At 36.8% G+C, this 14,260-nt stretch carries 11 protein-coding genes; 5 read left to right on the top strand and 6 right to left on the bottom strand.

From position 1 onward, the window contains the following. The 3 genes from ABY905_RS07445 to ABY905_RS07435 form a co-directional block, all read left to right on the top strand. Window positions 1–471: 4-hydroxy-tetrahydrodipicolinate reductase (locus tag ABY905_RS07445; protein WP_372642124.1), on the top strand; the 471-nt coding region annotated here is incomplete at its 5' end. 67 nt (window positions 472–538) lie between these two features. Then, on the top strand, window positions 539–1,930 hold the full coding sequence (gene lepB / locus ABY905_RS07440; protein WP_372642122.1) for a signal peptidase I: 1,392 nt from the start codon (window positions 539–541) through the stop codon (window positions 1,928–1,930). Between the two features lie 102 nt (window positions 1,931–2,032). After that, complete coding sequence (locus tag ABY905_RS07435; RefSeq protein WP_372642120.1) at window positions 2,033–2,677, top strand: WbqC family protein; 645 nt, start codon at window positions 2,033–2,035, stop codon at window positions 2,675–2,677. A gap of 55 nt (window positions 2,678–2,732) precedes the next feature. On the opposite strand, the gene ABY905_RS07430 is transcribed toward ABY905_RS07435, so the two are convergent. Continuing rightward, window positions 2,733–3,167 (bottom strand): NUDIX domain-containing protein, encoded by a 435-nt coding sequence (locus tag ABY905_RS07430; protein WP_372642118.1) that lies wholly within the window; start codon window positions 3,165–3,167, stop codon window positions 2,733–2,735. After that, window positions 3,167–3,817, bottom strand: a complete 651-nt coding sequence (gene nth / locus ABY905_RS07425; protein WP_372642116.1) for an endonuclease III — start codon at window positions 3,815–3,817, stop codon at window positions 3,167–3,169. Before nth ends, ABY905_RS07430 begins: the two co-directional genes overlap by 1 nt. A 192-nt stretch (window positions 3,818–4,009) precedes the next feature. Here nth and ABY905_RS07420 point away from each other — a divergent pair, with 192 nt between their 5' ends. After that, on the top strand, window positions 4,010–5,875 hold the full coding sequence (locus tag ABY905_RS07420) for an ABC-F family ATP-binding cassette domain-containing protein (protein WP_372642114.1): 1,866 nt from the start codon (window positions 4,010–4,012) through the stop codon (window positions 5,873–5,875). 66 nt (window positions 5,876–5,941) lie between these two features. On the opposite strand, the gene ABY905_RS07415 is transcribed toward ABY905_RS07420, so the two are convergent. From ABY905_RS07415 to htpG, 4 genes are all read right to left on the bottom strand, one after another. Next, window positions 5,942–7,063: a mechanosensitive ion channel family protein gene (locus ABY905_RS07415; RefSeq protein WP_372642112.1), complete on the bottom strand. Its 1,122-nt coding sequence runs from the start codon at window positions 7,061–7,063 to the stop codon at window positions 5,942–5,944. A gap of 7 nt (window positions 7,064–7,070) precedes the next feature. Next, window positions 7,071–10,112, bottom strand: a complete 3,042-nt coding sequence (locus ABY905_RS07410) for a hypothetical protein (protein WP_372642110.1) — start codon at window positions 10,110–10,112, stop codon at window positions 7,071–7,073. A 496-nt stretch (window positions 10,113–10,608) separates the two neighbouring features. Continuing rightward, window positions 10,609–11,064, bottom strand: coding sequence for a hypothetical protein (locus ABY905_RS07405; protein WP_372642108.1), 456 nt, complete (start codon window positions 11,062–11,064; stop codon window positions 10,609–10,611). Window positions 11,065–11,172: 108 nt separating this feature from the next. Further along, the gene (htpG, locus tag ABY905_RS07400) at window positions 11,173–13,224 is read right to left on the bottom strand and encodes a molecular chaperone HtpG (RefSeq protein WP_372642106.1); all 2,052 of its coding nucleotides are present in this window, start codon (window positions 13,222–13,224) and stop codon (window positions 11,173–11,175) included. 295 nt (window positions 13,225–13,519) lie between these two features. Between htpG and pepD the strand changes: the two genes are divergently transcribed. Further along, the coding region (pepD, locus tag ABY905_RS07395) for a beta-Ala-His dipeptidase (protein ID WP_372642104.1) at window positions 13,520–14,260 on the top strand (741 nt) is incomplete at its 3' end.

Here is a 14,260-nt window from a genome sequence, read left to right as displayed (position 1 = left end):
CAATTGGAGGGGGTTAAGTCTCGATGTGAAGAGGGTAAGGGCTTCTTCTACGCTTCAAACTTTAGTTTAGGCGTGAACTTATTTTTCGAGCTGAATAAGAAATTGGCTCAATTGATGTCTGGTTTCGATCAGTACGATGTGGATATGGAAGAGATTCATCATATTCATAAATTAGACTCCCCAAGTGGAACTGCATTAACTTTAGCCGAAGGCGTTCTTGAGAATCACCCAGTGAAAGATTCATGGATTGAAGGCTTAAGTACTAAAGAGTCTGAAATGAGCATTGTGGCTAAGCGTCATGGAGCTGTTCCAGGAACTCACAGTATTACCTGGCATTCGGAGGTTGATGAAATTCAAATTCAGCATCAGGCATATAGCCGTAAAGGTTTTGCTTTTGGTGCCGTATTAGCCGCTGAGTTTATGCCTGGTAAGTCTGGATTCTTTGGAATGACTGATTTATTAAAACTGTAAACAATAATTTTTGTAGATTCGCACAAAATCAATTTCAAACAAGACTTCAAAATAAAATAAATACCCTATGAAGGAATTTTTAAAGAATAAATGGTTTAAGTTTTCATTGGCAGCCATTATCTATCTGTTGATGATGACTTGGATTGGTAACTTTTGGCTTGTGTTAGGCTTACCTATTCTGTTCGATGTATATATTAGTAAGAAAGTGCATTGGGCATTTTGGAAGAAACGTGGCGTTAAAAAGCAAGGTTTTATTGTCGAATGGATTGACGCTTTAATATTTGCAGTTGTAGCAGCGACTCTTATTCGTATGTTCTTTATAGAGGCATACACAATTCCGACTTCTTCAATGGAGAAATCGATGTTGGTAGGTGATTACCTTTTTGTTAGCAAAATGGCTTATGGGCCTAAGGTGCCAAATACACCCTTATCGTTCCCATTTGCTCATCATACCATGCCAGGAACAAAATCGATGAAGTCTTATTCCGAATTGATACAATGGCCTTACCATCGTTTGGCTGGTTTTGGAGATGTGGAGCGTGATGATGTTGTCGTTTTTAATTTTCCTGCAGGAGATACCATCTGGGTAGGGAATGAAAATCCGGATTACCATTCTATCATTCGAGGTTATGGTCAGCAATTTAAGGCTGATGATATGAGCAAAGGCCGCTTGTTGCAGTCTGATCATGCATACCAAAATATGGCTCGTAAGTTTATGAAACAGCGGTACGATATTCGTTCTCGACCAGTAGATAAACGTGAGAATTATATTAAACGATGTGTGGGTTTGCCAGGTGATACTTTAATTTCGAAAGATGGTCAACTGTTTGTAAACGGTAAAGCACAAGCTGCTATCGAAGATATGCAATACAAATACATTGTTAAAACCAATGGCACTTCTATTAATCCAAGAAAATTGGATGATCTTAATATTGCACTTGCTGATAGAGGTCGGAGAAATGATTCTGAGTATGAATTACCATTGACAAATGCTAAAGTTGAAGAGCTTAAGAAACTGAATAATGTGATATCTGTAACTCGTGTGCTATATCCACTTGGTATGTACGAAGAAGTTTTTCCATTCAGTAGAGATTATAATTGGAATCGCGATAACTTTGGACCTTTAGTGTTGCCAAAAAAAGGAGTAACGGTTTCTGTCACGAAAAAGACTTTACCTCTTTATGAAAGAGCTATCACGGCTTATGAGGGAAATAAGCTAGACGTGAAAGAGGATGGTATCTACATTAATGGAGAGTTAGCAACATCGTATACTTTTAAACTGAATTATTATTGGATGATGGGTGATAACCGTCATATGTCAGCCGATTCTCGTTATTGGGGTTATGTTCCTGAAGATCATATCGTAGGAAAAGCCTCATTTGTATGGTTATCTCTTGATAAGGATAAATCATTCTTAAGCAAGATTAGATGGAATCGATTTTTTAAAGGAATTGAATAGAACTTATATTTCTTAAACTTTATATTTAAGGCTGTCTCAATTGAGATAGCCTTAATTTTTATTCATTATTTTTGTAGTTTCGCACAAAATCAAGAAAAGAAGATGGAAAGCACAGTCCTATTATCTACTGCATATTTTGCCCCAATTCAATATTACAGCAAGTTGGTTCAATTTCCCAACGTGTTAATTGAGCAATTTGAGAATTACTCGAAGCAATCTTATAGAAACCGATGTAATATTTTTGGAGCCAATGGTGCTTTAGCTCTAACAATACCAGTTGTAAAAGCGAGTAGTAAGAAAATTCTAACAAAGGACGTGAGAATCTCTTACGATACCGATTGGCAAAAACAGCATTGGAAGGGCATTGAGTCTGCGTATCAATCATCACCCTTTTACGAATACTACATTGACGATTTAAAGAAGTTCTTCGATAGGAGATGGGACTTTCTATTGGATATGAATCTTCAAATTCAAGAAGAGATCTGTTCTTTGATTGATTTGGATTATAACATTAAATTAACGGATGATTATATTGAAGATGTTAATCAGATTGTTGATTTTAGAGAGGGTATTCATCCTAAAGCTTCAAAATCTATTGTTGATCTCTCTTTTGTTTCAAAAGAATATTATCAGGTTTTTAGCGACAAAAAAGGTTTTATAGAGAACTTGAGCATTCTGGATCTCCTATTTAATATGGGGCCTGATAGTTTGATGTACCTAGAACAGAGTGTTGAAGTTAAAGGCTAAAGGAGCCTGATCTCAAGAGATATTCCTTAAATTCACATATCAACATATCCTCGAATTAACTCATCATCACATCAATTAGTTCTTTCATAATCCAATCATGGTCGAAAGCTAATTTTGGTAAGTCATCTATTGGCCACCATTTTGCTTGCTTGGCATCATCCATTCCTATTACAGCAGGAAGTTCAGATAAATTGAGTTCCCCTTTGTAAACCACAGATACAGTTCGTCCTCTAGGATCACGATTAATTCCGCCGTAGGTTTTAAATTGTTTGAGTTCACAATTCTCAAACCCAGTTTCTTCTTTAAGTTCGCGGTAGGCTGCATGATCTAAATCTTCATCCATATCAACAAAACCTCCTGGAAAAGCCCAGCAATTTGCGAAGGGTTCCTGTGCACGTTCAATGAGTAAAACATACTTACGCTTATTATATTGACAAAAAATGGCACAATCAACCGTTAGTGCTGGGCGGGGATATTCGTAGCTGTACATTATTGTTCTTTCTTCAATTCTTTAATATAGTATTTGCATAAATCTTTCAATCCACATGATTTACATTTAGGTTTTCGAGCAATGCAAACATAACGGCCATGCAAAATTAACCAGTGGTGTGCTATCGCAAGCAATTCTTCTGGTATATATTTCATTAGCTGTTTTTCTGTTTCCAAAGGGGTTTTCGAATTAGTGGTTAATCCTATTCGAGCTGAAACTCTAAAAACATGGGTGTCTACAGCCATAGCAGGCTTATCGTAAACCACTGAAGCAATCACATTAGCAGTTTTTCGACCGACTCCAGGCATTTTTTGAAGCTCTTTAATGTCATCGGGAACTTCTTCTTTGAAATCTTCAACCAGCATTTTAGCCATACCTAATAGGTGCTTGGCTTTATTATTTGGGTACGAACACGAACGAATAAAATTGAAGATGTCTTCCTGTGTGGCATGAGATAGATCAAATGCTGTCGGATACTGCTCAAAAAGAGCAGGAGTCATCATATTAACACGCTTATCGGTGCATTGTGCAGATAGGATAACGGCAACGAGTAGTTCGTAGGGGTTAGTATAATGGAGCTCGGTTTCTGCAATAGGCATATTTTCCTGAAACCAAGCTATGACTTTTTCAAAACGTTCTTTCTTTCGCATGTATTCTTAACTAATTAGACTCACGAAAATAATGATTTTAAATAAGAGATCGCTCTGTCTGCTATTAGATCTTTTTAATTTTATTGGATATGATGAAAAAGGAGCTCTAGATCTTGCATTCAAGTAAGTTTATAAGCTTGGGTGTCGTTTCTAATTCGTAAATTTGCAAACTAATCGAAAGCACAGTCATTTATGATATCATACTTACAAATAGAAAACCTTAGCAAAAGCTATGGTGACAAGGTTTTATTCACCGACATTAACTTTGGTGTTCTACAGGGACAAAAGATTGCTCTGATTGCCAAAAATGGAACGGGAAAAACCTCGCTCTTAAATATCATTGCAGGAAAAGATGGTCAGGACAGTGGGGACATTTCTTTTCGTAAGGATATTAAACTGGGTTATTTGGAGCAGATTCCTGAAATGAATGAAAATAATACAGTTATCAATGAGTTGTTTAATTCAACAGATCCTGTTTTATCAGTTATTCGTGATTATGAGAGAATGGTAGAATCAGGTCAGGAAGCTGGCATGACAGAGATTCTCGAAAAGATGGATTTACACAAAGCCTGGGATTATGAGGTAAAGGTGAAACAGATTCTTTCGAAACTAAAAATTACCAACTTCGATCAGCCAATTTCTCAACTTTCTGGTGGACAGAAAAAGCGTATTGGTATGGCTAAGGTATTGATTACTGATCCTGATCTCCTAATGCTCGATGAGCCTACTAACCACTTGGATTTAGAAATGATTGAGTGGTTAGAAGAGTACTTGAAGAAATCGAAAGGTACCCTTTTGATGGTGACTCACGACAGATATTTCCTCGACCGGGTTTGTAATGAAATAATCGAAATGGATGCCAACAGCATACATTCGTATAAGGGGAATTATACTTACTATCTGGAAAAGCGTGAAGAAAGAATCCACAATCAGAATGCTGAAGCAGGTAAGGCTAAAAGTTTATTGAAAACTGAGCAGGAGTGGATGCGACGTATGCCTCAGGCACGTGCTACAAAGGCTAAGTCTAGAATTGATGCTTTTTACGAGCTGAAAGATAAAGCCAATACAGGTTATCGTGAGGATAAAATGGATCTTGATATTAAATCTGCTCGATTGGGAACTAAGATACTCGAATTCGAACATTTAAATAAGAGCTTTGGAGATTTGAAAATTCTAAAAGACTTTTCGTATAAATTCCAACGTGGAGAGAAAATTGGGATCATTGGTAAGAATGGTACAGGAAAATCGACATTCTTAAATATTATTACTCAAAATATTGAGGCTGACTCTGGAAATATCGAGATTGGTGAAACTGTTGTCTACGGCTACTATAAGCAGGATGGCATGAAAATTAATGAGAGTCAGAAGATCATTGAAGTCATCAAAGAAATTGCCGAAAGTATTGATTTGGGTAATGGTAAAGTGATGTCGGCTTCTCAATTTTTGGAATATTTCTTGTTCCCAATCAAATCGCAATACAATCAGGTATCGAAATTGAGTGGGGGTGAAAAACGCCGACTTTATCTGATGACGGTATTGATGAAAAATCCAAACTTCTTGATTCTGGATGAGCCTACCAATGACTTGGATATTATGACTCTGAATGTATTGGAGGATTATCTGATGAATTTTAAAGGCTGTTTGATTATTGTATCTCACGACCGTTACTTTATGGATAAGGTAGTTGAGCATATGTTTGTGTTTGAAGGGCAGGGGCAAATCAGAAATTTCCCAGGCAATTATACCATTTATCGAGATACCATTGATGAAGAAGAGTTGGAGCTGAAGCAGATTGAAAAACCTGTGAAAGTGAAGAAGGAAAAACCAAAGCAGACCACCAAAACCAAGATGACTTTCAACGAGAAGAGAGAGTTTGAACAGTTGGAAAAGGATATGGAAAGTTTGAATGAGGAAAAAGAGACGCTTGAAATGGCTATGAGCTCAGGAACACTATCGAATGATGATCTGATGACAAAATCGGCACGTTTCCAGGAAGTTGTTGATATGATCGACGAAAAAGAAATGCGCTGGCTGGAGCTAAGCGAAATAGGAAATTAACGAGCTACGATATAAAATAGAAATACCGACTTCTGATGAGGTCGGTATTTTTTTTTTGACTAATATCTAAAACAACTCATCTTTTGAGATAAGCCCTTCTCTTAGTAATTCGCGTATAACGATTTCTGTCATATCGCTTTTAAATTGAAATTCGTAGCGAATATCCATTACATAGGCTTTTATCCTCATTTTAAGATAAGAACGTCTTTCTTTTACCTCATTAAAAAACAAAACGGTAATGGGTTTGTTGAGGTAAACGTATCGAGAAACTTGAGCACTCTCGGTCGCAATTTGTCTTACTTTGAAGGTATCGATATCAATAGGTAGATAAATTTCTGCAACCACTTGGCAATTGAGTTCACCGGAGTTTGCATTAGATACCGACGAATTGACTAGTTCGGCATTGGGAACAGAAACAACTGAATCGTCAGCCGTAACTAATCGAGTGGCTCTTAATCCAATCTCAATAACTTCCCCATAATATTTGCCACTATCAATTTTATCTCCAACCTTAAAGGGTCTGTCGAGTAGTAAGGCCATACCACCAAATACATTTTTGAGCAAATCTTGTGCTGCCAAACCAACAGCAATACCTACCGAGGCTGTAAAAGCGATAACCGTTTCGAAGGGTGGGTCGTAAATGCCTTTTATAATGGCAAAAATAATGATAGACCAAGTTAGAATTCTAAAAACGGGAATAATACCTTTTATGGTGATACGAAATCTAGCACTTCGTTCAGAAAAGATATCGAGAATTTTAATGACTAGTTGGATAAAATAATAGCCAAACAATAAAAGAACGAGAGTCCAGAAAATTTTCGATAAGGAAATGACTTCCAATACATCCTTGGGTTTATTTGGTACTTTAGGATCGAAATTTGAGAATAGATTTGTTACACTAAACAGGCTTGTGTCTTGCTCGGGTGAATCGATTATATCTCTTGTTATTTCAGCTTTCACATTCTCAATTGTATCAAGAGTAGAGGCAGTGTTTTCTTTTTTTATAGTAAGCGTATCTATCTTTGTTAGGGTATCAGGTTTGATTCCCTCCAATCTAAATTCATTGGCCGAAGAATCATTCTGGCTTAGAAGAGGCTTGACTTGGATTGTATGTTGAGCTGTGGATGTTTGTGGATATAGGTATCCTATCAACAAACATAAAAGGTAGAAGGTAAAATGTTTCATCATGATACAATTAGTTGATTAGATTGTGTGATTTTAATAAACTGACTACCTGTCTGAATATAATAGGATTGATGTTGAATTTTTCTTTAGGTCGAATAAGTAAACCCTTTTCCAGCATTGGGATTAATATATTTCGGCAGTTACTCTCGGGTAAGTTTAATGATAGTGCATAATCTTCGAGTTTTAAACCATCGTGTATTAGTATGGTATGCATGGCAAACAAATGTTCTGCAGGTAAATCTTTAACGAAGGAGGCATCAATTTCGCGCAGAGAACTAATGTTTATGGCATCATCGCTTACCGAGCAAGTAGAACGAAGCCAGTATAGCTGAGCTAAACTAACATTGCCATTAGACATTTGATTGAGCTCAATGAAAAAATGTTTCCTTAAATAGGATTGTCTTTCATCGTCATCCATTTTCTGAAAGGTTTTGGAGTTAAGGTTTTCTTTCGATGGTTCAAATTCAATTTTATAGCCACTCAGGTTATTGCGTTTGAAAATAACTTCATCCAGCATTTCTCCATCGAATTTTTGCAGTTGAATCTCTCTGGTAAAATGTTCGGATACACGTAAAGTCTTTTTCAGATACTCCCAAGAGTGTATGGTATAACTCACAATCCAGAACACTTTTTTAGATGTTCTGGACATGAGTTCGAAAAGCATTTTCTGACATTCAAATCCATTTACTTTTTTAATGAAAAAGTGATGCAGGCTTTCAATAATAAGAATCAAATTATCGGTTCTATTATTTAGAAAATCAATGACTTCTTCGTTTGATTCAAATTTATCTTGCTCAAATATTTCAGCAAAGAATGCAAAGTAAGCTTGAGTATTGTAAATCTTTTTATCTGATGATTGATGAATAATTGGAATATCAGTCTCAATTTTATTCAGAAAAATCTTTAACAATGAAGTCGCTCCATTCCCTTTCTCTGAAATAAGAGCTGTAGTGACAAAACGTTCCTTTCCCCAATCGTCAAAGGCTTGCTCCATGCTCTCCAATTCAGTCTGTCTGTTAACAAAAAAGCGATCTTCATCAGTTGGCGTTAACTGGTAAAGGCGTTGGTAAACAAAGGGCAGTTTTTTTAAGGCCAGTTCTGTTTGGCGAATAAATTCGGGAAGCTCGTGAGAGATTTGAACTTTATCTACATTTACACCCAGATATTTCTTTATTTCAGCAATATAGCCCGTAGTGCCAGAAATATGCTTTTTCACAAAATCGATTATCCTGGGAACAATGTTAAGAATCCAGGTAATGGCATCTTTTCGTAGCTTTTTCGATCGTTCAATAGCCTTTATTTTCACAATCTGTAAATTCAGCTCAAGGATGGTATCGATATTTTTGAGTTTCTGAATCTCAGTATTAAAAGTTGTAATGGTTTGATGAAGCTGTTCCTGTGGTTCTAGTTTGATAGCCTCCATAAGCTCTGTTACTTCATCTAAATGGCTCAAGGCACGATTTAGACCTTCTTCAGCAACCTGAGCGGTTGATTTTATTGCCCCTTTTTTCTTTTGTAACATGATTTGAGCTGACTCGAGACTAAAATCACTCACAGTTCCCATAGCAAGAAGCTTAACTCTTGCTTTTTTCATATTGGCTTCAATAAATTGTTTAATTTCTTTTATCGATGCTTCAAAATGAGGAAGAGCTTCAAAGTTTAATAGTTCTTTAGGTGATAGCCAATTGATCTCTGAACTTCGGATGCCTCGATCATAATTTTTACTTTTTATAAAACTACGCTTGTCTGAAACATTTTTGATAAGGTCAATTGTTCTGGAATTAAACTTTTCAATATCTTGAGTAATGCTCCCCGATAATTTTTTAATCGTTTGGGCAAGCATTTTATCAATAAACTCATTGGAGATTTTCGATCTTTCCTCGTTTAAAACTTGAGTTAGTTTCTTAGCTGTAGTGGCATTATCCTGAATCCGCTTGGCTGAAGCATTTATAAATTCACGTAATTGTTCAATATTCAGGCTTAAATGATCATCAATGAATTTGCTTATTTTCGAATTAAGATTGGTATAATCATCCAAAACTGTGAAATATAGCAGGACAATTTCGACATCCAGAGACCAATCATCTAATAAGGTTTTATGTGTATTTTCCCATCTTTGCTTTTCTTGATCAAATTGGATTAGAACAACATCTTGTTTTGATTTTATTTTGGATGGCAAAAATTGATGGCTTGGCATATCTGCTGTGTCTACAAGCAGTAGGGTCTTATCCAATTCTTCAAAAACGCTTATGCACGCTAATTCAATCTCATTTTTTAACGAGATCGTCAGTTCCTTAATTAGCTCTTCTTGTTTTGAGAATACTTCAAATTTATTATCCTGTATGCTTGTTAAAGACAGGTCTGCATTTTGATTTTCTAAAAGCTTATTCTGTAGTTTAGCGTCAAAATTCCCGTCGAATTCCCATAAGTTCAGCAATATCTGACTCTTTGTTTTCATTAGATGGTGTAGAGAGTCAATGATTGCTTTAGGAAGCTGTACACCCATATAATAGAGCACCATAGACTGGTAGGGCAGTTTGCGATATCGGTAAGTTTGTAATTCTAATGGGGCTAAGCGGAATAGGCGTCGAAAAACATTAAAAAAACGTCGCCTTAGATACCTTACAAAAAAACGCGCGTTTGTATTCAGCTTTTTTAAGATAACGAGCAATTTATCTTGCCTGTTGAATGAGTAAGGGCTAAAGGGTTCTTTTTTTTGAATCGTTTTATTTATCTCTTCCAGGTTTGTGTCTAAGGCCTTTAGATAGCCTTCGGCAAGCTTCCTAAAATCAATGTTCAGAATGCCTTCCTGATTCTTTAATAAGAGTTGGAGTATGTGGGAATTAAATTCACTCAGGTTGGCGAAGCTACTCATCCCTTTATGTTCGGAAGTCCCTAGTTTCTCATAATATTTCTTGTAGCCGCCTACAAATTGGGTAAGTTTCTGTATATCTTCATCGAAGCATTGAAACAACTCTTCTTGAGAAATTGATCCAAACTTGTCCCATAACTGTTTAATTTCATCATTGCTGAAATCTGTCTCTACTTTCATACTTAGTATCTTTTATACTAAAATACATCTTTTTTATGATGAGTGAGAAATTATTTATGTTTAAACCTTAGCCTTTTTATTTAGGAGGACTGTTTTTGATGTTGTAGGCACTGTTCTTATTATTAATGGAATAGGGCAATGAGAATTGATGTGTTCAATAATTGAAGCGGATTGGTTACAACGAATTGTCTGAAAATAAAATGACTTAGAGGTTTAACCAAAGCTCCAACTAGCCTTAGATGAAGGCTTGGAGGTTTACCCATAGCGCCAACTGCCTTAGGTGAAGGCTTGGAGGTTTACCCATGGCTCCAACTAGCCTTAGGTGAAGGCTTGGAGGTTTACCCATGGCTCCAACTAGCCTTAGGTGAAGGCTTGGAGGTTTACCCATGGCTCCAACTAGCCTTAGGTGAAGGCTTGGAGGTTTAACCATAGCGCCAACTAGCCTTAGGTGAAGGCTTGGAGGTTTGTCCAAAGCCCAATTAAGCCATTCTGTTTATTATTTCGTTGTAGCCTTTTGCAAAGAATCAATACTTGCCTGCTGTGCTTCAATTTTAGCCTTTTGATCGGAGATAATCTGATCATCATTATTTTTTGTTATCATCAACATAGCTATAAATAATGCCAGAATAAGGTTAATGACTAAGCTGATTGTCTTTAACGAAAGCGGTGATTTAATTTGAGGAGCAGGCTGCATGTAGGTTTCCATGAAAGCCGTATACGATCCAAACTCATTAATAATATCACGCCCTTCAGGAGTTAAAGAAAGAAAACCTAAGCCTTGATCTACCGCCCATTCGTTCGATATGAGCTCTTCGATAATCGATTCGTATATCGGGCTGTCATCTTCAGTATGAAGATGCTCCATTCCCCAACAAGCAATATCTAATGACTCACCTTCTGGCTGAGCGTAAAGGGCATCGAATATATAATTAATGAATTCTGTTCTTTCCATAGGTGTAAATGTATCTAAATGTGATGCAAAGATAAGTTTAAAATAAAAAGAAGAAAGCCACATCCCATTTAGGTTGTGGCTTTCTGTCTTGAACTAGATTTGAACAGACTATTTGATTAGGTCGATGCTACGTTTTACAAACTTAGCCAACTCTTCACCTTTAAGCATGTTGTTAGCAAGTAGAGCAAGGTCGACCAGTTGTTTTACAATTTGATTATCCTTACCAAAACCTGTTAATAGAGCTTCGCGCTCAGCGTTAATTGCAGTAATCTGCTTCTGAACCTCAGTCATTTTATCTTTTTCTTCCTGAGGAACTTCATCTTCTTTCTTGTCCTTTTTAAGAACTTCAAGTGCTTCTCTCTCGGCAACTACTGGCGCCAATTTAGCCTTCACTTCAGCAATTTTATCGCTTAGTTCAGCATCCTTGCTTTCAATAATTTTTTCGATAAGTACATGATCTGTATTTACAACTAAGTTATACGAATCTGGCATTTCTCCAAACATTGCCATACCTGGGTTCATAGCAGCCATATCTTTCATACGACGCATAAACTCAGCCTGAGTAATCATTAATGGCTGTGCTTCGGCACCCAATGCTTCGAAAGCTACAATGTAGTTCACTTTCTCCTTAGGAAGTTGTGAGTTGAATACAGGAATCAAATCGTTTCTCTGCTCTTCAGTTATATTAGAAGCTTTTGCCTCGTCCTTCTGAATCAACTTGTCAATAACGTCAGAGTCAACACGTACATATTTAGTCGTTGTTGTCTTCTGCTCTAAAGTGTTAATCAGGTGATTGTCCAACTGGCTATCCATCAATAGAACATCATATCCCTTGGCTTTTGCCAAATCGATATAAGTGTATTGCTCATCAGCATTAGTTGAGTATAGGCAAATCATATTGCCATCTTTATCTGTCTGATTTTCTTTAACGATTGCTTCATACTCTTCAGTTGTAAAGTATTTGCCATCGGTGTTTTTAACAAGCATGAATTTCTTAGCGCGATCGTAAAACTTCTCTTCGCTAAGCATACCATATTGAACGAAAATTCTCAAGTCATCCCACTTCGCTTCAAAGTCCTGACGGTCTTTTTTAAAGATATCGAATAAGCTATCCGCTACTTTCTTGGTGATGTGGTTTGAGATCTTCTTAACGTTACCATCAGACTGAAGGTATGAACGAGATACATTCAATGGAATATCTGGTGAGTCGATAACACCATGCAATAGGGTTAGGAATTCAGGAACAATACCTTCAACCGAATCGGTAACAAATACCTGGTTGCAGTACAACTGAATCTTATTCTTCTGAATTTCAACCGAGTTCTTAAGCTTAGGGAAATAAAGAATACCAGTCAAATTGAATGGGTAATCAACATTCAGGTGAATGTGGAACAAAGGATCTTCGCCCATTGGGTAAAGCTGACGGTAGAAATCGTTGTAGTTTTCGTCAGTTAAATCAGCTGGCTTTTTTGTCCATGTTGGATTGATGTCGTTTATAACATTCGCTTCCTCAGTCTCAACATTCTTGCCATCTTTCCATTCTTTTTTGTTACCAAAAGTAATTTCTACAGGCAAGAATTTACAGTACTTGTCCAGAAGCTCTTGAATACGGCTTTCTTCTAAAAATCCTTTTTCCTCTTCTGAGATATGCATTACGATATCAGTACCACGCTCAGTCTTTTCAGCTGCTTCGAGTGTGTACTCAGGATTCCCTTCGCAACTCCATTTCACTGCCTCAGCACCTTCTTTGTAAGAACGTGAAATGATCTCAACCTTATCAGATACCATGAATGAAGAATAGAAACCCAAACCGAAATGACCAATAATGGCATTGGCTTGATCCTTGTATTTATCCATGAACTCTTCAGCACCTGAAAAAGCAATCTGGTTGATGTATTTCTCAACTTCCTCTTTAGTCAGACCAATACCACGATCGGAAACGGTTAAAGTTTTAGCCTCTTTGTCGAGTTTCACCGAAATCTTAAGTTCTCCCAGTTCGCCATTGAATTCGCCTGTTGCAGCTAAAGTCTTAAGCTTTTGAGTGGCATCAATCGCATTCGAAACGATTTCACGTAAAAAGATATCGTGATCAGAGTATAAGAATTTCTTAATAATCGGGAACAGATCCTGACTGGTAACACCAATTTTTCCTGTTGACATATTTTTAAATTTTTGATTTAATATTAAAATTTAACGTGAAAGCTTTGATCAAAGCTTGTGCCACGAAGCAGAGGCTGACAAAACGACATAAAAATAGAAAAGTTTGCAGTATTAGCGATAAATAGATCTGACATAATTTGATTATAAAGCATTATTTGTCGATTGAATATATAGAGAAACAAATTAATTTTATGCTAGCTTTTATTACCTTTGAGTTTGTTAAAAAAAGAAGAATACTAACACATTTTGAGATTGATGACTATTTGGTTCTTTATCTCAAATTAAAAAATAAACAATGAGCGTACTAAGCGGATTAGAACCTAAAGTAATTTGGGAACATTTCGAGGCCATTTGTCAGGTTCCTCGTCCTTCAAAAAAAGAAGAGAAAATTATTGAATTCCTAATGGATTTTGGTAAGAAACACAATCTTGAAACCAAGCGCGACGAGATTGGAAATGTTTTAATCAAGAAGCCGGCAACTCCAGGTAAGGAGAATCTTAAGACTGTTGTTTTACAGTCGCATATGGATATGGTTTGTGAGAAGAACTCTTCAACAGAGCACAACTTCGATACAGATCCTATTATTCCCTGGATTGATGGCGAATGGGTGAAAGCAAAAGGAACCACTTTGGGTGCTGACGATGGTATTGGAGTTGCTGCTGAAATGGCACTGTTGTCTTCTTCTGATATTGAGCACGGGCCTATCGAGTGTCTGTTTACGGTTGATGAGGAAACGGGATTATCGGGTGCTTTTGCACTTCAGCCGGATTTCGTAAGCGGTGATATTCTATTGAATCTTGACTCAGAAGATGAGGGTGAGATTTTCTTAGGTTGTGCGGGTGGTATCGATACTTTAGCTACTCTATCATACACTAGAGAGGCTATTCCTGCTGGATATTTCGCTGTTCGTTTGGATGTGAGCGGTTTGCAAGGTGGTCACTCAGGTGATGAGATTAACAAGAATCGTGGTAACTCAAATAAGATTCTGAATCGTTTCCTTTGGGAGATCAACAAGAAGTACGATGTACGTTTAGCT

Source organism: Ancylomarina sp. (assembly GCF_041555295.1).
Classification (GTDB): Bacteria; Bacteroidota; Bacteroidia; order Bacteroidales; family Marinifilaceae; genus Ancylomarina.
This window is presented reverse-complemented; position numbering and strand designations above follow the sequence as displayed.